This is a genomic window from Trueperaceae bacterium (assembly GCA_002707365.1).
Lineage (GTDB): Bacteria > Deinococcota > Deinococci > Deinococcales > Trueperaceae > UBA6957.
Genome location: PAMQ01000015.1, coordinates 64,037 through 82,560, shown reverse-complemented (window position 1 = coordinate 82,560; position 18,524 = coordinate 64,037). Strand labels below are relative to the sequence as shown.

19 protein-coding genes are annotated in these 18,524 nt (G+C 46.8%); 11 read left to right on the top strand and 8 right to left on the bottom strand.

Going from position 1 to position 18,524, the window contains the following annotated elements; translation table 11 throughout:
• Positions 1 to 124 precede the first annotated feature (124 nt).
• Positions 125 to 1,630, bottom strand: a complete 1,506-nt coding sequence (locus tag CMO31_07335) for an IMP dehydrogenase (GenBank protein ID MAZ53807.1) — start codon at positions 1,628 to 1,630, stop codon at positions 125 to 127.
• A gap of 75 nt (positions 1,631 to 1,705) precedes the next feature.
• On the bottom strand, positions 1,706 to 2,134 hold the full coding sequence (locus CMO31_07330; protein MAZ53806.1) for a hypothetical protein: 429 nt from the start codon (positions 2,132 to 2,134) through the stop codon (positions 1,706 to 1,708).
• 227 nt (positions 2,135 to 2,361) lie between these two features.
• On the opposite strand from CMO31_07330, the gene CMO31_07325 reads away from it, so the two are divergent.
• The 9 genes from CMO31_07325 to CMO31_07285 all read left to right on the top strand — a co-directional run bounded on the left by CMO31_07325 (position 2,362) and on the right by CMO31_07285 (position 10,971).
• Positions 2,362 to 3,114: a hypothetical protein gene (locus CMO31_07325; GenBank protein MAZ53805.1), complete on the top strand. Its 753-nt coding sequence runs from the start codon at positions 2,362 to 2,364 to the stop codon at positions 3,112 to 3,114.
• A 749-nt stretch (positions 3,115 to 3,863) separates the two neighbouring features.
• Positions 3,864 to 4,028 (top strand): lysine biosynthesis protein LysW, encoded by a 165-nt coding sequence (gene lysW, locus CMO31_07320; protein ID MAZ53804.1) that lies wholly within the window; start codon positions 3,864 to 3,866, stop codon positions 4,026 to 4,028.
• A gap of 13 nt (positions 4,029 to 4,041) precedes the next feature.
• On the top strand, positions 4,042 to 4,905 hold the full coding sequence (gene lysX, locus CMO31_07315) for a lysine biosynthesis protein LysX (GenBank protein MAZ53803.1): 864 nt from the start codon (positions 4,042 to 4,044) through the stop codon (positions 4,903 to 4,905).
• A complete protein-coding gene (locus CMO31_07310; protein MAZ53802.1) occupies positions 4,902 to 5,942 on the top strand; it encodes an N-acetyl-gamma-glutamyl-phosphate reductase in 1,041 nt (346 codons plus the stop codon). Before lysX ends, CMO31_07310 begins: the two co-directional genes overlap by 4 nt.
• A 19-nt stretch (positions 5,943 to 5,961) precedes the next feature.
• On the top strand, positions 5,962 to 7,152 hold the full coding sequence (locus CMO31_07305; GenBank protein MAZ53801.1) for a hypothetical protein: 1,191 nt from the start codon (positions 5,962 to 5,964) through the stop codon (positions 7,150 to 7,152).
• Positions 7,149 to 7,982: an acetylglutamate kinase gene (gene argB, locus CMO31_07300; protein ID MAZ53800.1), complete on the top strand. Its 834-nt coding sequence runs from the start codon at positions 7,149 to 7,151 to the stop codon at positions 7,980 to 7,982. The genes CMO31_07305 and argB overlap by 4 nt, the downstream gene beginning before the upstream one ends.
• Before the next feature lie 7 nt (positions 7,983 to 7,989).
• Positions 7,990 to 9,138, top strand: coding sequence for an acetylornithine aminotransferase (locus tag CMO31_07295; protein ID MAZ53799.1), 1,149 nt, complete (start codon positions 7,990 to 7,992; stop codon positions 9,136 to 9,138).
• Positions 9,135 to 10,211, top strand: a complete 1,077-nt coding sequence (locus tag CMO31_07290; protein MAZ53798.1) for an acetyl-lysine deacetylase — start codon at positions 9,135 to 9,137, stop codon at positions 10,209 to 10,211. Before CMO31_07295 ends, CMO31_07290 begins: the two co-directional genes overlap by 4 nt.
• Before the next feature lie 469 nt (positions 10,212 to 10,680).
• Positions 10,681 to 10,971, top strand: a complete 291-nt coding sequence (locus CMO31_07285) for a 4a-hydroxytetrahydrobiopterin dehydratase (protein MAZ53797.1) — start codon at positions 10,681 to 10,683, stop codon at positions 10,969 to 10,971.
• Positions 10,972 to 11,156: 185 nt separating this feature from the next.
• Here CMO31_07285 and CMO31_07280 read toward each other — a convergent pair whose 3' ends face one another.
• The 6 genes from CMO31_07280 to CMO31_07255 form a co-directional block, all read right to left on the bottom strand.
• Complete coding sequence (locus CMO31_07280) at positions 11,157 to 11,780, bottom strand: hypothetical protein (GenBank protein ID MAZ53796.1); 624 nt, start codon at positions 11,778 to 11,780, stop codon at positions 11,157 to 11,159.
• Positions 11,777 to 12,331: a hypothetical protein gene (locus CMO31_07275; GenBank protein MAZ53795.1), complete on the bottom strand. Its 555-nt coding sequence runs from the start codon at positions 12,329 to 12,331 to the stop codon at positions 11,777 to 11,779. Before CMO31_07275 ends, CMO31_07280 begins: the two co-directional genes overlap by 4 nt.
• A gap of 4 nt (positions 12,332 to 12,335) precedes the next feature.
• The gene (locus CMO31_07270; GenBank protein ID MAZ53794.1) at positions 12,336 to 13,166 is read right to left on the bottom strand and encodes a hypothetical protein; all 831 of its coding nucleotides are present in this window, start codon (positions 13,164 to 13,166) and stop codon (positions 12,336 to 12,338) included.
• Positions 13,167 to 13,429: 263 nt separating this feature from the next.
• A complete protein-coding gene (gene ruvC / locus CMO31_07265) occupies positions 13,430 to 13,939 on the bottom strand; it encodes a crossover junction endodeoxyribonuclease RuvC (protein MAZ53793.1) in 510 nt (169 codons plus the stop codon).
• Positions 13,940 to 13,966: 27 nt separating this feature from the next.
• Positions 13,967 to 15,307, bottom strand: coding sequence for a type I glutamate--ammonia ligase (locus tag CMO31_07260; protein ID MAZ53792.1), 1,341 nt, complete (start codon positions 15,305 to 15,307; stop codon positions 13,967 to 13,969).
• Positions 15,308 to 15,442: 135 nt separating this feature from the next.
• Positions 15,443 to 16,819 (bottom strand): NADP oxidoreductase, encoded by a 1,377-nt coding sequence (locus CMO31_07255; protein ID MAZ53791.1) that lies wholly within the window; start codon positions 16,817 to 16,819, stop codon positions 15,443 to 15,445.
• Positions 16,820 to 16,879: 60 nt separating this feature from the next.
• On the opposite strand from CMO31_07255, the gene CMO31_07250 reads away from it, so the two are divergent.
• Both CMO31_07250 and CMO31_07245 read left to right on the top strand, forming a co-directional pair.
• Positions 16,880 to 18,148 carry an aspartate kinase gene (locus CMO31_07250; protein MAZ53790.1) on the top strand — a complete coding sequence of 423 codons (1,269 nt, stop codon included), beginning with the start codon at positions 16,880 to 16,882 and terminating at the stop codon, positions 18,146 to 18,148.
• Between the two features lie 58 nt (positions 18,149 to 18,206).
• Positions 18,207 to 18,500 (top strand): hypothetical protein, encoded by a 294-nt coding sequence (locus CMO31_07245; GenBank protein ID MAZ53789.1) that lies wholly within the window; start codon positions 18,207 to 18,209, stop codon positions 18,498 to 18,500.
• Positions 18,501 to 18,524: the final 24 nt, after the last annotated feature.

Below are 18,524 nucleotides of genomic sequence, written 5' to 3'. Positions count from 1 at the left end.
TGCTACGTAGCAATTGAACAGGAGTATGGCGACATAATGTTGTTCGGAAAGCCGGGCTTGAGTACTAAACTAGCTACTAATTACTATTGGTAGCTAGTTTAGTTTTTGCAAGACGTTACGGCGTCTAGCCCCGACGTGAGATAGCGTAATTAGGAGCGTCCTTAGTAATAGTTACATCGTGAGGGTGAGATTCGACCAAGCTTGCTTGAGTTACGGTGATAAAACGCCCATCTTGCTGTAAATTGCTCAGGGTAGGTGTGCCGCAATAACCCATTGCTGAACGAAGGCCCCCTAATAGCTGAAAAATAACTTCCGAAACGTGACCCCGGTACGGAACCATTCCTTCGATGCCTTCAGGAACCAGCTTCTTCGAGTCCTCTTGGAAATAACGGTCCGAATTTCCGCCACCCATAGCACCCATACTCCCCATGCCTCGATATGATTTAAACCGTCTACCGTCACGAAGTATCATTTCGCCAGGTGACGCCTCGGTTCCTGCTAAAAGAGATCCGATCATAACGGTATTAGCGCCTGCAGCTATGGCTTTAGGTATATCCCCAGTGTTTTTAATCCCTCCATCAGCTATAACTGGCACGTCATGCTCAGCAGCAATTCTGCCTACGTCCAAAATCGCTGTTAGCTGAGGTACCCCGACCCCAGTGACCACCCTAGTGGTACAAATGCTACCTGGGCCGATCCCAACCTTAACAGCGTCCACGTCAAGGTTGATTAGATCTTGCGCTGCTTCTGCAGTAGCAATATTACCCGCAATTATATCAATTTCGTAGGATTCCTTTAGGTATGTTAAAGCGTCTAGTATCCCCTGCGAGTGACCGTGTGCGCTATCTAGAACAAGAGCGTCTACTCCTGCTTCCACCAAGGCCGAGGATCGAATTTCAAGGTCTGCGGATACGCCTACAGCTGCAGCTACTCGGAGTCTACCCAGGGCATCCTTAGAAGCAAGAGGGTACTCAAGACGTTTTTTCAGGTCCTTTATAGTAATCAGACCCTTTAAGCGAAATTCACCATCGACTATCAATAATTTCTCTACGCGGTGAAGCCTTAGCATTTTTCGAGCTTCATTGAGAGTAATACCTTCAGGAGCAGTAATAAGTTTGTCCTTAGTCATTCGGTCAGCAATGGGCAACGATAAGTCTTCCTCAAAGCGGAGGTCGCGATTGGTGAGAATGCCGACCAGGCGACCTTCTTCGCCTACTACTGGTACACCCGAAATACGATGTTCTTTCATGAGCGACTCGGCCTCAGCAAGGGTCGCCTCGCTGGGAAGGGTGATAGGGTCAACAATCATTCCAGACTGTGAGCGCTTTACATTACGTACCATTTCAGCTTGTCGGTCAGGTGTCATACGTTTGTGGATCACACCAATGCCGCCATGTCTAGCGAGAGCAATTGCCATTTTAGTTTCGGTCACCGTGTCCATGGCGGCTGAAACAAGAGGAGTTTGCAGTTCGATTGATCGGGAGAATCGGGTTTTCGTGTCTACTTTGTTGGGTAGGGTTGAAGAGTGTGAGGGAATNAATAAAACATCATCGAATGTGAGTGCAGGCCCACGAATTTTAGCGCTTGCACTATCATTGTTTTCGTCTCTTTGGACGGCCGTTTTTGACATTTCTTCTCCCTATTCGACACAAACTTAACCTTACTTGGCGCAGTATACCGATTGGGGCTGCAGTATTGAAACCACCTATCTATTCTCTAAATACTCAACAAGTAGATTCTGCCAAGTGGTTGGAAGGCTTGTTATCTTTCCATTCCGGTTAATAGGTACGTGATTAGTACTTGCTGTCGCGATTTGCAAACCACTTTCGTTTTTCAAGGCATATTCGAATACTAGGAGACGGCTTTTCACTTTTATAAGTGAGCTATCAACAGAGATAAGTTCATCGAAATGAGCGGGTCTGAGGTACCGAATGTTAAGTCCGGTTACTCCGAGGGCGACGCCAGATGCTTCGAGGGTAGTGTATTGTAAGGATCTTTCTCTAAGCCATTCAACTCTCGCTAGTTCGAGCCAGGAAACGTAAGAAGAATGGTGAGCGATTTGCATTTGATCTGTCTCGCTGTACCTAACCCTCAGTATTGTTATAGAACAGTTGTTCTTGCCTTGTTTGTTCACTAAGGCTCCTTCAATCCGGATAATACAACCTAAACTTTTTGTACTTACGGGACTNTTGATTGGCAACAAAAGATCTTTCGGGCTTTAGATACACGCCATGTCCGGAAGTCCTTGTCACACTTTAACTTCTTAGTAAGATGAGAATGGATAGCCATGGTTAAGGAACCAAGATTGTTTCAGTCATTCAGGGTGTCAGTGGCCGGGAATTTAAATATAGTCCTTAATTTATGGCAAGAGGTGATAGACTTGCGGTCTGGAGTTATAGCGTGCGTATCAATAAGGAAAAGAAGATTGGGCCTAGCTTCCATGCCCATACCAAATTCCGGCGTGGACAGGTTCAGGGTGTTTCTGGACAGGGGACTGCTGCGTTTAAGGTTTACGCAAACCCCCTTGAGACTGTCAGTTTACCAGTACCTGATCTGGTAGGTGGTAAAGGTCTTTGGGCTTCACTAGCTGCTTCAAGAGAACAGATATCAGAAGGAGGTATCCTCCGTCAACCGCAAGCTTCGCAGATTCTTTGGGCGGCAGCTGGTTTTACGTTTGGGCGGCAGAGGACTCATATATCAGCTACAAGAGTTTCTACTATAGAAACCTATCTTGTAGCTAACAATGTTGAGGACATGTTTTCGGGTATTTATCACTACAACCCACGGGAGCATACTCTTGAGTACGTACGAGGGTGTGACCCGAGTGGGCCTTTAGGAGAGGCTTTGTTGTCAAAGGGGGAGATTGAGGCAAATCCGGCAGCGGTTGTCTTTACCGGAGTCCCTGGGAGGTTAGAGATAGGTGCAAAAAGTAGGGCGTACCGTTATGTATATCAAGAAGCAGGCGCAGCAGCTCAAGCTGCTGCTCTTGCTGCTGGTGCAATTGATTTAATTGCTACCTTCGAAGTTGCTTTTTATGATGATGAGCTTTCTAGCCTATTGCAAATTGATGGGGTTAACGAAGTACCCGTATGCATCGTCTTACTCGGTACCTGAGGTGTAATCGATGGGCCGATGCGATATGTGGGTAGCATGTCCCCAGAGGAGTACCGCTGGTTCTGTCATAGTTTAGTTGTTGGCGCACTCAAATGCTAATTAGGTATTTGAGGTTGATAACGAAAATATAATCTCAAGTTTGTACCTGAGGCCTTGACGATCAAATATCTGCCGTGCTCATTCTGGAGAAATCTTTTGTGTAATACCTANNGATTAATGGGCNNAATTTATNTGGTGGAACCTTCTGTTAATTATTTAGCAAGTACTTTAGATCAGTATTATAGGGTCTTGATAGGCTCATTATCTGAGGGCGTAAAGTCTTTGACCCGTTAGATCGTTTTCTTTCGGCAAAGCTTTATTCTTCAAGGAGATATTTGAACCTGATGTGATTAGTACAGATTTTCAAGATCCGCTATCGGAAAGGCTTGTCCAGAAACTGCAGGCATCATGTTGAGAAATGTCCAAACTAAGGGCATAAGAATCGTACGTCAACGTAGAGGGGTTAACGTATTACAAGTGCTTTTGCTGACGCGATTTTAGGTTGCTAGTGACACTTGACAATGGGAAAAGCTGTGGAATACGATACGGCTCTGCCGACTTCGAGGAGAAGGCTTCTAAATGGATCTCTTCACTAACGAAGGCTTTTTTGTGATTTTGGTAGTTACCTATGTTTCCTCCTGTGTATTTATGGAGGCATTACGGCATAATGTGACTCTAGGTGCTTTTAGGCATTAGACAGGAGTAAATTCATGGAAACAATCGAAACCCCTTATGGACCTGTTGAGATTGATTTGGCCTCTGTAGAACTTGGGGAGCTCGTAGTGACAGACGAAGGTGAGGAGCTTGAAGTTGTGAATCTCGAGCCTTTACGTTTCGAGCTTGCCCCCAAAGAGGATGAGGACTGGGGGGAATAAACACTTGAGCTCGATGAGTACCCGGTCCCAAATAGCTGTCTTTTATGACAGGTTGAGGCCGGAAGAACGGATGCTTTTCGAGGCCTTTAACCGTCTTGGAGTTCCTTTTACTAAGGTTTATGCTCNTCAGCAAGCTGTTATATTTGATGCTTTAGATCAGCTTGCTGAAGGTTCGGGTGTTGTATTGCAACGTTGTGTATCGCAGGTTAGAGGGCTGAGTCTTACAAGAGCCCTTGAATCTGCCGGGGTCAATGTAGTTAATTCCTCGCGTGTTGTAGAGGTATGTGGTGACAAGATGGCAACTAATTCTGTCTTTGCCGAACATAATATTCCCACACCTCGGACAGCGGTCGCCTTTAGTGCTGAGACTGCGATTGAGTGCTGTGATAGCTTGGGTTATCCAGTCGTGATGAAACCAACTGTAGGTTCGTGGGGGCGGTTGGTGTCTAAACTTTCTGATCGTGACGCCGTCGAAGCTGTAGTTGAACATCGTGAAGTATTAGGGGGCCCACAGCATAAGGTTTACTACTTTCAGGAATTTGTTGAGAAGCCAGGCCGTGATATTCGGGTGTTTGTTGTAGGGGATAAGGTAGTCGGTGCAATATATCGGGCTTCAAATCACTGGATTACAAACACTGCTCGAGGTGCAGAGGCTACTAATTGTCCAGTCACCAACGAGATATCAGAACTCTCGTTAATGGCTGCTAAGGCGGTTGGTGGAGGCATTTTAGCTGTTGATTTAGTCGAATCTAATCGAGGGCTTCTTCTGATTGAAATCAACCACACGATGGAGTTTCGTAACTCGGTATCAACCACCGGCGTAGACATTCCGGGGGCTGTTGTAACATTCCTGGAATCAACCTTGGAGGGCAGATGAGCCGCATCCCGATGTCGATCGTAGGAGCTTCTGGGTATGCCGGTGGTGAAATGCTTCGCTTGGCACTTTCGCACCCTAAATTTGAAGTGCGCCAAGTAACTAGTGAGAGGAATGCTGGTGTGCCTGTAGCTCTCGTCCACCCTAATCTTCGGGGTGCTACGCGACTTCGGTTTCAAAATATGGAAGCGCTAGAGAGCTCCGATGTAATAGTGGCANCCCTCCCCCATGGCACCTTAAGCGATCACTATGATTCTTTAGCCGAAAAGGCAGGAATCCTAGTTGATTTGTCAGCTGACTTTCGAGTACCAGCGGGACTTTACGAAAGTTATTACGGGCGTACTCACCCACGTCCTGAACTCCTTTCAACCTTTGTGTCGGCAATACCAGAGATGTATCGTAATGAGTTAGCTGGAGCTTCTAGAATTAGCGGCGCNGGTTGTATTGCTACGGCTGCNATTCTTGCCCTGTTTCCGCTTGTGGGATCGGGGTTAATGAGGTCGAGCGATGTTGTTATCGAGGCGAAAATCGGTTCTAGTGCATCTGGGAATCGGGCCACAATATCTGGTCATCATCCAGAACGAATGGGTGTCGTCCGTACTTACGCCGCAACTGGCCATAGGCATGAGGCAGAAATAACTCACGTGCTTGCTCCTAGTGAGAATATGGCGTTTCATCTAACAGCTACAGCAGTTGAGAGGGTCCGCGGAATCCTTGTCACTGCTCACCTTTTTGCGCAGGATGGTGTGAGTGAGAGTGACTTGGATGAAGCGTTTCGGAAAACTTATTCTGATGAGCCATTTGTGCGATATGTCCGAGTTAAGCGGGGTATACATCGAGTTCCTGATCCAAAGATTCTTGATGGGACTAATTTTTGTGATGTAGGTTTTCAATATGATTCTAATACTGGCAGAGTGGTAATTATGAGTGCGATCGATAATCTAGTTAAAGGGACAGCAGGTCATGCTCTTCAAGCGTTAAACATTTCAAGTGGTTGGGACGAAAGGTTAGGTCTGGGATTCCAAGGACTGCACCCATGACACCGGGGGCAAGCTAGAGATTGTGGAGTTGAGCAAAAGTGATGCTCGGAAATTACTCACCCAATATCACTTTACGCCAGGTTCCTTGCAGAGTATTTTCTTGCGATTCGGTTCTATTCAGTATGATCCACTAAAACCTCTCGGCCGTAATATCGATCTGGTCCTACAAAGTCGAGTGCCAGATTACCGGATAGGAGATTGGGAGCCTGTTGCCTACGAGCAGCGCCTGGTAATGGATTGTTGGGATAAGCAAGCTTGCCTTGCACTGGTTTCGGATTGGCCGTTTCGTAGTATTTACCACGAGTACTTTCTCAAGCGTTGGCGAGATCGCATTTTTGTCCAATACGAAAAAGTGGTTCGGGCAACTCTTGAAGAACTAAGTGCTAAGGGGCCTTTAACCACCCTAGGCTTTGCCGACCAAAGTGCGGTTTCTCAGTGGCGAGGGAGTTGGTATGGTCCTAAATTAGTTAAGAATGTCCTGCGAGCTCTTTGGGAGACGGGTCAAGTGGCTACTCACCATCGAGAGGCTGGCAGGCATGCTTATCACCTAGTAGAGGAAGTTGTGCCAGCGAAATATCTATCTTCTCATCAACCAACATCTATAGAGGCTTTAAGATTTCTTATTCGGCGTAGGGTCCAGTCAGCAGGACTTATGCGTACGCGTGCTGAGAGAGCACTATGGTCGCTTCCAGTTAGCACGACCGAACGATTAGAGCAGATTCGAGTTATGGTGTCTCTTGGTGATCTGCATTGTGTAATGGTTGACGGCGTTGAGTACTTGTGCCACGTTGCACCGTCTTCCATACTGGATCAACACCGATTGAAACCAGCTATGCTTTTTGTCGCGGCGCTCGACAATTTGGTCTGGGATCGTCGCTCCCTAAAACATCTGTTCTCATTTGACTATGTCTGGGAGGTTTATAAGCCAAAGGAGAAAAGGCGATGGGGCTACTATGTTCTTCCCATCATATGGGGTGACCGTTTCGTGGCTCGCATGGACGGACGTTGTATAGATGGACATTGGGACATATCAGCCTGGTATTGGGAGGATGGTTACGATATTAGAGATAATACCCTAAGGGTATTGGAGGACTCAGTCGCCTCGTTTGCTTCATATCTTAGGGCTGATAGGCTTACTCTACCGGGAGACATGGGTGCCAGTACGAAACAAGCGTTCCGGGCAGGATTTGGGAGGAGTAAAGAGACGTGATTGTCGTTAAGGTTGGAGGAAGCGACGGGATTGACCGCAGCGAAGTCTGTCGTGATATCACCTCGATTTGGGAAGAGGAGCAAAGGATAGTTCTGGTTCATGGCGCGAATGCAGAAACCAGCCGAATTGCAAACTCCCTAGGTCACCCACCAAAATTTGTGACCAGTCCCAGTGGCATGACGAGTAGGTTCACCGATAGGCGAACACTTGAAATTTTTGAGATGGTGTACTATGGACTCGCTAATAAGGGCTGGGTAGAAGAATTACAGAAACTTGATGTGCCCGCTGTGGGTCTTTCTGGGATCGATGGAAGAATTTTTGAAGGCCGCCGAAAGGCTCACGTCCGGAGCGTTGAAGATGGGAAAGTCAAAATTATTCGTGGTGACCATACAGGTACAGTTGATAAGGTGAATCGAGATTTACTCACTCTTTTGTTGCAAGCGGGGTACCTTCCAGTTTTAACGCCACCAGGAGCAAGTTACGATGGTGAGGCTATTAATGTTGATGGGGATCGGGCGGCTGCTATGGTGGCATCTGAACTTGAGGCATCGGTGTTACTCATTCTCTCTAATGTACCAGGGCTTCTCTCTCGGTTTCCTGATGAAAATAGTCTCATATCAGAGATTGCGGTAGAAGATATTGACGAGTCGATGCAGTTTGCAAAAGGAAGGATGAAGAAGAAAGTGCTCGGTGTAGCAGAGGCGATCCGGGGTGGGGTTCCTAGGGTTGTGCTTGGCGACGCGCGGAAGGATCACCCGGTGTCGCGGGCTCTTGCCGGGGAAGGTACTGTGATCGAGTTAAGGAGTAAAAGTGGCAGATCTCAACAGTAACGAAATCATGGACATAGAACGTCGTCATGGGTCTGGTCTGTGGAACGTAGATATTGCGATAGTTCGTGGAGAAGGAAGTAGAATTTGGGATTCTGACGGTCGGTCTTATATTGACTGTATGGCCGGTATTGCCGTCGCTAGTTTGGGGTACGGTCATCCGCGGCTTTTGCAGGCAATAAGTGAGCAGGCTGAGCGGCTAATGGTTTGCACACAGAATCTTGGGAACGATACTCGTGCAGCTTTCCTGGAAAAACTTTTTGCAATTGTGGGACCATCACTTTCCAGAGCTTTCCTTTGTAACTCAGGTTCTGAGGCAAATGAGGGCGCCCTCAAATGGGCTCGAGTTGCCACGGGCAGGTCTAAGTTTGTGGCTACGAAGCGGGGGTTTTCGGGTAGAACTTTGGGAGTTCTGGGACTTACTTGGGAGAAGGCTTATCGGGAGCCATTTGGTCCCTTAGGGTACGAGGCTGAGTTTGTTCCCTATAATGACATTGAGGCGTTGGGGGAAGCTATTACTGAGGACGTAGCAGCTGTAGTGCTAGAACCGATCCAAGGGGAAGGTGGAATCCATCCTGCAGATAACGATTACTTGCAGGAAGCTCAACGGCTGTGCCGAGAACACGGGACTCTTCTGGTAGCCGATGAAATCCAATGTGGGGTTGGTAGGTCTGGATCTTTTTTAGCCCTCGAACCGAGTGGTATCCAACCAGATATTGTTACCCTAGCCAAGGGTCTCGGGGGTGGTTTCCCCATAGGCGCTGTACTTATGACAGACGAGGTTGCAAAGACCATGCCTGTTGGTGGCCATGGTGGTACTTTTGGCGGAAACCCCCTTGCATGTTCAGCGGCTTTGGCTGTTCTTAACGAGATAGTTGAATCTGATCTTTTAGATCACGTGAGAAGGGTCGGACAACAATTAAGCGAGGGTCTTAGGTCAATAAACTCAGACAAAATCCGTACTGTCAGGGGTAGGGGATTAATGATAGGCCTGCAGTTGAAGATCAAGGTAGCCGAGGTAATTAGTAAACTTCGGGAACATGGTGTCTTTGCGATGAATGCCGGATCTACCGTAATCCGATTTGTACCGCCACTCACGATTACTGAGGCAGAAGTTGATCAAGTTATAGAGGCGGTGACGGCGGTTCTTTCGGAATGATCGATCCTGTACAGCTTCTTGTCGGAGCTGTTTCGATACCAAGTATTTCTGGAGCCGAAAGAGAGGTCGCTGAATACTTCAAAGGTGCTCTCTCATCAGCCTATGATTCGTGCAATATAGATGATGCGGGTAACTTGATAGCCAAAGTTGGATACGGTCCCTTAAGGTGCTACCTCCTTGGGCACATTGATACTGTCCCCGGAGATATCTCGGTGAATCTGAATGGCGGGATTTTAACAGGCAGAGGGGCTGTTGATGCAAAGGGTCCATTCTGTGCAGCTGCAGCTGCCGTGGCTAACCTTCCAGAAAATATTCTGGATAAGATTACAGTTACCCTTATCGGAGCAGTCGAGGAAGAAGTTTCTTCAAGTAAAGGTGCCCGGTACGCTGTCCAGTCTTTGCCTCAGCCAGACCTCCTTGTGATCTGTGAACCCAGCGGCTGGGATGCTATTACGATGAGCTATAAAGGAACTCTTCGAGCCAGATTAACTTTGGAGGCCCCGAATGAACACACTTCAGCAGGAACTCCTTCTGTTGGAGAGAGACTCGTAGATGCTTGGCTTCAGATTAGAGACTGGGCGAATGGGACTGCCTCTCCTGGTGATCGCGTTTTTGATCGCATCCAGACGCATCTAGAAGATATTTCGGTACAGGGTGATGGTTTACTTGTCCAAGCTACATGTGGGATACGCTTTCGGCTTCCAATACATTGGACGCCCGAGAAAGTCGAAGCGTCTTTAGGAAAATTAGACCTTAATGGAGTAACGATTGTTGCCTCCGGGGGCGAGAGGGCCTATAGAGCTGAAAGAGATTCTGTACTGGCAAGGGCTTTCAGGGTTGCGATTAGATCTCAGGGTTCTCGACCTAGGATGGTGGTTAAGACTGGTACTGCAGATATGAATGTTGTCGCACCCTTCTGGCCTGTTCCGATGCTGGCGTATGGTCCTGGTGATTCCAAACTGGATCATCGACCAGATGAGCACATCAGTATTGACGATTACTTACGCTCGCTTGAAGTTCTTCAGGATGTATTCCGCTACCTTGCTGAAATGCACAAAAAAGAAAAGCCCTAAACTCTAATAGATCTTAGGGCTTAGCGAAATCATAATTACATGATTTTTAGGACGCTGCCTTTCCCAAAAAAAGTTGACCTATCGGGAGGGGGGATTTATCTCTGCAGGGAGACTGCATTCCTAGGGGGATTAGTTAATGGGCGAACAGCGGTAAAGTTGACAGTAATAGGGTTAACACTGTAAATATTGAAAAAAAATAAAACTCTTATAAATAATTAATGTGCTCCTGGTTGGGGATCCCGGTTAATTTTTGGCAAACTATTAGGCGATCTTGTGTTTCAGTTACCCGGAATGCATAAGCGCTAATTAGGGTTGGTTGAGGTAATTTGATTGCAGAACGTTGATTCCCCTTTGGTATTACAAAGAGAAAGCTGAAGAAAGAAGTAGTAACCTAAGATCTAAGCTTAATATATAGAAGATAATCGTTACTACATTTAGACCCTAACTTATTCGTTCCAGGGGAGGAACAATGGCTAAACGTCTAGGAGATTTAGAAATCAAGAGGCAGTTGGAAAGCTTGCCAGGATGGGTGGAGACTGAAGGAAAGCTTAAGAAGGAGTACTCGTTCAAAAACTTCGTCGATGCCTTCACCTTCATGGGTAGGGTGGCTTTCCTAGCAGAGGCCATTAATCACCACCCTGATTGGTCTAACGCATACAACCGGGTTTTGATTAATCTTACAACTCACGATGTTGGTGGAATTACCGGACTGGATGTGGAATTCGCTAAAAGCCTTGAAGATATTTTTTCAAAACACTGAGGTAAGCCTAGAATTGGATTTACATCTTCGAAGTGGTTGTTTCTAAACTTCTAAGTTTAGATCCTTGCTAGGAAGCAATTCCGAATATAAGATTTTACCTGAAGGTTAACTTCCTTAATCCGTAATCTTCTGCATCATTGCTTGAGCTTTAGGAGGGCCACGTGACTCCCTGGGGTTGGGGAGGGCTATGGGTCTCTGACTGGTGGCGTAAAGGAATAAACCTCAGCAAGTAGGTTAAGGTCCAGCCGGTCTACAGTCCCGTCGGAGTTAAGGTCCGCAGCTAGATTGATCCCTTCGGAGCTGAAGCTAGAGGCAAGAATTGTGAGGTCATAGAAGTCTACTACACCGTCTTTGTTGAGATCTTCTATAGCAAATTTCGTTAGATCCCAATAAGCTGCTATGTCGGTTATTGTTATTTCTGAAGGACTAGAAGGGCTGATAAGACCACTCATTACTCCAGATCCGGCTGGGAGTCCCAGGGCCGCACCTACCTCGTGTAATATTGTGCCAGGAAATAGGCTATAGAGTTGAGGATGTAAACGAATTTCTAGATTTTGAGAACTTCCCCCTCCTTGTAGAGTTATCGAGGCCGTATCTGGCCCGAAAAAATTAGATTTGGCAAAACGAAATATTGAGTAGTGGTTATCTTCGAGGATGTGTTTGAGAGGATTGTTTAGAGCTGTTGCCCAGGCCTCAAAGGCGATTTCCACTTCATTGGGAAGAGTAGATGGCCCGCCTTCTGCTTCCACGAAGTATTCCGAGGCAGCAACAACACCCCAAAGAGTAGCAATGAAGATTGCTATTTTCATGGGTCTTTAGACATAAGATCTTGAAGTTTGTTTAGGAGGGCTTCTGTCTGTCCTCCTACCCCGTCTAAGGTCAAACTACCAGGAGTTGTGAGTGAGAGAAGGAGTCCTTCTTCATTTCTAAATCCCAATGGACTAAGGCGCCAAAGCCCTTGTCGAAAACCAATGATAGGTGAGGCATAGGAGTCATCATATGCCAATACCAGTATCTCTTCTCCTTCAGTAAATTTGGGCATTAGATTTACTGTCAAGGACTCGCCAGTTGCCAAAGTTCCTCCGAGAAAAGAAAGCTCTACTGTTGGTCCATCTACGTTAAGTAAAGGAACCTTTATGGTGAACGTAACGACAGTCCATGGTTCGCCACGATCTTCAATGTGGATCTTAGACACGGTTCCAAAGAAGCTGAAGTCAGTTTTCGCAATCATTTGATCTAAAGTGAGATCAATAAACGTGGTTGCAGCTGCCCAAGAACAGGCAATAGTTAATGCAATCGCAGAGAAGAATCTCATAAGAGGAGGCAGCGCTGTTTTCATTGTTTGTACTTTGGCAATCATTTCGTTAATTCTCTGTTCCACCGGGAACTGAGGCAGGAAAAAGAAAGTCTGTCGGGAACTCAAGTTGTATTCCGTTGATAATTTGGCCTTCGCTTTTAAGGGAGAAGGAATGGTTCTCAAGTCCAGAAAAGTATTCTGTTGCATGGCTAAGCTGGAGAGGCCCTGCTCCTCGAGGTCGGAGAACGAAGTTGAACAGGCGATGGTCACCAGAAATACTGGTACCTAATACTGCTAAGTCGATCTTTAGGATGCCTGGTTGTGTTTCAAACAGCAATGCATATGTTGAACTATGCGGACTCGGAGAATCTTCAACCAGGTCAAATAATGTGGGATCCCATCTAACCCAAGTCCTTGAAGATTGGAGAAGTCGGGCTTTCCTGACTTGGGCCCGAATTATTACGTCCTGATGGATGTCTGTTAAAGGTACATTAAGAGTAATTTCGGGTGGTGGTGGTTTAGCAACGGTAAGTTCAAAATCCTGGAAGGTCCTAGAGAGCTTACCGTCGGAAACGACCACGGTGAACGAATAAGTTCCCAACATTGTTGGGGCCCCAATTAGCCAACCTGATTTCAGGCTAATGCCTTCAGGAAGACTCCCTTTTGCAAGTTCAAAATTGAACGGTCGTAAACCGCCGGTTGTTTGGATCTGGGTCCGATAAAACTCTTTTTGAAAGGCTGTCGGCAGAGCCGAGCTATAGATTCTTAGGTTGTAGCCAAATTCTTCTAAATCGCTGCTGCAAGACCCTAATACCAAAAACAACAAACCCAAAGCCGGGAAAATCTGCAGCCTTCTTTTGGAACTCACTCTAGCTACTTTGGATACAGTGCTCACCACGTGCAATATCCTAAACTAATAGAAGAAATCAACCTATGGGTAGGCATAGGCTCTTGCAAAAAGATATCGACGGTAAGTTCATATAATCCTATTCTAGTGTACTGCAGAAAAGCCTTTTATTAGTACTAAGCTAGGTACAGAGATTAGTACTGGGCGCACTTCGCATTTCTGGAAGTCCCTTGGTTTAACTTTATGGTGCAACTTCGGGGATAGTTGTGGAACTAAACTCGAAATTATTGGTCTCCCTTAAGTCTTCTAGGCCTCTAAGTTCGAATTTTGTCTAATTGAAGGGTACTGAGGTGAGTGAGAGCTAACCCGAGAGCGTCTGCAACATGATTACTTTGAGGGTTAGTAGTTAATCCCAGTAGAGCTCGTACCATAAATATTACTTGGGACTTGTCAGCACGACCCGTTCCTACAAGAGTTTGTTTCACTTGCATTGGGCCATATTCAAAGACTTCGATGTTTAGTTGTTCAGCCGCTAGGAGGCAGACTCCTATGGCTTGGCCGACTTTTAGTGAAACTTGACGTTGTTGGTGGAAAAATTGGCTTTCTAGAGCGAGGGCTTCGGGTTTTGAGTCTGCAAGGAAGGCGTAGGTGCCGCGGTAAATAGTTTCTAAGCGCTTTCCAATTGGTGTTTTGGACGTGGTACGAATTAGTGTTGAATCGACTAGGGAAGGCTGTTTCCCAGATTGCGATACTGCCCCTAAACCAACATTGGCGAGGCCCGGGTCTAATCCGACAACAATGCGGGGTGTCCGGGCCATAGCCATCTAATTTTAGCTTAACTGCTCCAAAACTTAGTATTCGGAAAGGTAGGTATCAAGCTCCCATTCGTGTACCGTTACTCGGTAATCGTCAAATTCTACTGTTTTGGCTTCTAGAAAGTGTTCAGCTATGTGAGCACCGAGAGCGTCTTGGATGTACTGGTCTTTCTTGAGGGCTTCCAGGGCTTCACTAAGGGTTCCAGGAAGTTCTTTGATCTTGTGTCGACGTCTATCCCGAACGCTCATGTCATATATGTTTCGCTGTATTGGCGGTGCGGGTTCGAGATTCTTATCAATACCATCTAGCCCCGCGGCTAACATTGAGCCGAGAGCGAGGTAAGGATTGCAAGCGGGGTCCGGCATCCTGAGCTCCGACCTTGTCCCGACACCACGCCGCGCTGGTATTCGGATCATGGCACTACGGTTAGCAGCTGACCAAGCTATGTTGGTAGGAGCTTCAAACCCAGGCGTTAATCTTTTGTAGCTGTTTACTAGAGGGTTTGTAATAGCCACCATCCCTGCAGCGTGTTTAAGGAGGCCAGCGATCCATTGTAAGGCTATATTGGAAAGTTCATGCTCGGCGTTAGGATCGTAAAATGCATTTTGACCATTTTTAAAGAGGGAAAGGTGAGTGTGCATGCCTGAACCGTTCATTCCATGAACCGGCTTAGGCATGAATGTGGCGTGGAGTCCATGATTTAAGGCTATTTTCTTGACCACTAATCGGAAGGTCGCAATGTTATCAGCTGTAGTTAATGCATCCTCATATTTGAAATCTATCTCGTGTTGGCCTGGCGCTACTTCATGATGGGCTGCTTCAATTTCAAATCCCATTTCGACGAGCGCGTTAACCATGTCCCTACGAGCCTCCTCCCCCTTATCCACCGGGGCTAGATCGAAGTATCCCGCAGCATCATGAGTTATCGTGGTCGGCGCGCCTTCTTCATTACGCTGGAAGAGGAAAAATTCAGGTTCTGGGCCCGCGGACATACCATCGTAACCAAGCTTTTCAAGACGGTCTACTTGCCGTTTTAGTACACCCCGGGGGTCACCAGGAAAAGGTGAATCGTCCGGATACGCCACATCGCAAATTAGTCGCGCTACTTTGCCGTAGGTAGGGTCCTCTATGTTTTCAGGGAAAATTAGGAAAGTCCGGTAATCAGGTTTTAACAACATATCGGACTCTTCTATTCGAGTGAATCCTTCCACCGATGAGCCATCGAACATGATCTCACCATCTAGCGCCTTCTCGAATTGTGATGCGGGAACTTCGACGTTTTTATTGTGTCCCAGGATATCCGTAAACTGAAGCCGTAAGAACTGTACGTTTTCGGAATTGAGCGTGTTGCGGATTTCTGTTGCTGATGTTGCCATTGTGACCTCCCTAGCGAAACCGATGAACGACATTGTTACGTGGTTGGGTACGCAATGTCAACGACATTTTGGTGAGACATCCATACAAAATGGAAAGTGAGGGATTTCAGCAAGGCCTAATATTCTAATAATGTCTTATTGAACACCGCTAATCCTTAACATCTGGGCAGAATTGGTCACTTTCACTCGCGGTCTATTTTCTGCTGAGCCCAATTCAGTTTCAAACGTATCGAGTTTTTGCCAGTCGCTAAATTCTACGTATAGCACCCCCCTGGCTTTTAGGAGGTCGGTGATAGCCTGTGGCTTTGTGTTGATATTGTTTGGTGAAGGTAGTTCATCGTCTAGAAGTCCTTTTACGGTTTCTAGGGCATCAGCTTTATTCGTGCCGATTACACCTGTGGGACCACGCTTTATCCAGCCAGTAACATACTTTCCTCTTAAAGGTTTACCGCCAGCACTATCAATAATCCTTCCTTTTGCATTTGGGATTATGTTGCGTTCAAAGTCGAATGGCAAGCCCTTAAGCGGCGTACCCTTATATCCGACGGACTTAAGTATCATCTGTGCTTGCAATTGAAAGGTTTTCCCTGTTCCGATGGCACGGATATACCCTTCGGAACCAGTTTCGAGGCGGTTGATTTCTAAATTGATAGCTTCGACGTTATTGGTACCTACAATCTTTTGTGGCGAAGCAAGAAAAGTTAGGTGTAGCTCCCGAGATTTTGTTTCTTGTGAGGAAGTACTCAATTCATTTAAGATAGCGAGGTTACGTTTTGCCAAGGGACTTGTTTCGACTGTTTGGGTACTAGCGAGGTCAAGTTCGAGTTGTTTTGGATCAAGAATTAGGTTTGCGTTTTTGAGATTACCCAGTTCCCGTAACTCTTGCGAAGTGAATTTCCCTTGAACTGGACCTCTACGTCCAATCATGTAAATGCGCTTTATTTTGCTTTCAGCTAAAGCTTCGAGGGCGTGGTTTGCCATGTCGGTTTCCCTGAGCTCGTCTACCGATTTTGCAAGTATTCTAGCTACGTCGACCGCCACATTGCCCATGCCTATTATTGCTACGGAAGAAGCATGCATGTTTGGTTGTAAATTAATATAGTCTGGATGACCATTGTACCAGGCTACAAATTCGGTAGCTGAAAGACTCCCTTGAAGATCTTCTCCGTCGATGCCCAATCTTCGATCAGCCGGGGATCCTACTGCGAAAACGGTAGCGTGGTAGTAGCGTTCTAGGTCGATATGATCCAAGTCTTTCCCATATTCGACGTTTCCGAGAAAACGGACCCTTGGGTTGTTAGCGGTTCGATCATACAGCTTAGTAACCGATTTTATCTTTTGATGGTCTGGTGCTACACCGTAGCGGACTAGGCCATACGGGGTTGGCAGTCGTTCGATTAAGTCAATTTCTACCGACTCATGGTGCCTTAGGAGTGATTCGGTAGCATAAAACCCCGAGGGTCCGGCCCCTATAACGGCGACTCGTAATGATGAAGTTCGTCTCGCTACCATCTTGTTCCTTCCATGGGGACACCTTTACGGCAGGACTGAGTGAGGGTATCCTCATTCTCTATGGAACGTGCCGAAGAGTTACCAAACGCTACTCCTCCGTTAGTTGTGCAAAAATACGGCGGCACTAGCGTTGGTGATATAGAACGTATCACAAAGGTGGCAGGCCGCATTGCTCATGAGGTTGAAAAAGGCCAGAAGGTAGTAGTGACAGTCTCAGCGATGGGACATAGCACTGACCAGCTAATGGGTATGGCCCTCGAGATTTCGTTACGGCCAACGTTGAGAGAGCTGGATGTTCTTCTGGCTTCTGGTGAGCAACAATCCATGGCTCTTTTGGTCTTGGCGTTATCTGAACTTGGCATTTCGGCTAGATCGTTTACAGGGGGTCAAGCTGGGTTTTTGACTAATAGCAACCATGGTAGAGCTCAGATAATTGAGGTTAGCCCTAAGTATGTGAGAGAAGCCCTCAAGAAATACGATGCGGTTGTAGTAGCTGGGTTTCAGGGTGTGACTGAGAAAGGCGACATAACTACGTTTGGACGGGGAGGTTCTGATACAACAGCTGTGGCGCTGGCGGCAGCTTTAGGGGCAAGAGTTTGTGAAATCTATACAGATACTGAAGGGGTTTACACTACTGATCCTCATATTGTCCCGGGCGCCAAGAAGCTAGACCGAATTGATTATCAGGAAATGCTAGAGATGGCTGCTTTGGGAGCTGATGTGCTCCATCCAGTTAGCGTGTGGTATGCCAGAAGATACGGCGTTACCGTACATGTCAGGTCATCATTCAGTTATAACCCAGGAACTCTTGTTCTAGGTAACGATGCGGAGGGAAACGTGAAAACCGATAAGTCTGTTACTGGGGTTGCATTAGATCAGAAGCACGCCAGGATAAATGTAGTAGAAGTTCCAGATCAGCCCGGTGTTGCTGCGGAACTATTCTCGGCTCTTGGGGCGGCAAGTATCGGGGTGGATATGATTATCCAGGGTGTTCCAGGAGCCGATAGTAGCCGACAGCAGATGTCATTTACGGTCAGAGAGGACAACGTTGATGCAGCTATGGAAGCGATTACTCCCGTGCTTCATCGTCTTGGGGGTAGAGCAGAAGTAGATCTTGGAATTGCCAAGTTATCCATAGTTGGTATAGCGGTTGGTTCTACGCCCGGTATCCCAGCTAAGATGTTCGATGCCGTTTCCTCTGTTGGTGCCAATATCGAGATGATTTCTACCAGCGAGGTCCGCGTCTCAGTTGTGATTCCGGAGGCTTTTGCCGTTCAAGCGCTTCGGGTGGTCCATGATGCTTTCGAATTGGGAGACGAATCTGCGTGAAATGTGTCGATATTTATAATATTAGATCGAAGTATTAGTGACTGGGATTTGCTAACTGATGGTAACCGATCACGATCTAGACCAAGTAATACTTAGTGCACGTGGTGGGGTTATTGAAGCTAGACTGGTTTTCGTTTCAGTATCAGGTTTGCCAGTCCGTGAGGTGTATCCGATACCTACGCTGGATCTAAAAGAAGCTGCTCTTAAGCTGGGTAGATGGTTAGCAGGTCGCCACGATGTTGTTTCTGCTCACAAAGCTAGAGTTCGTGTTGAAACAACTAGGGGCCTAGAGGATGAAAAGTCTCTTCGGGAAATTTTAAGCGCAGCATTCTTAAAGATAAGACAGCAGTGAAAAGAAGACAGTAGAATCATTCGC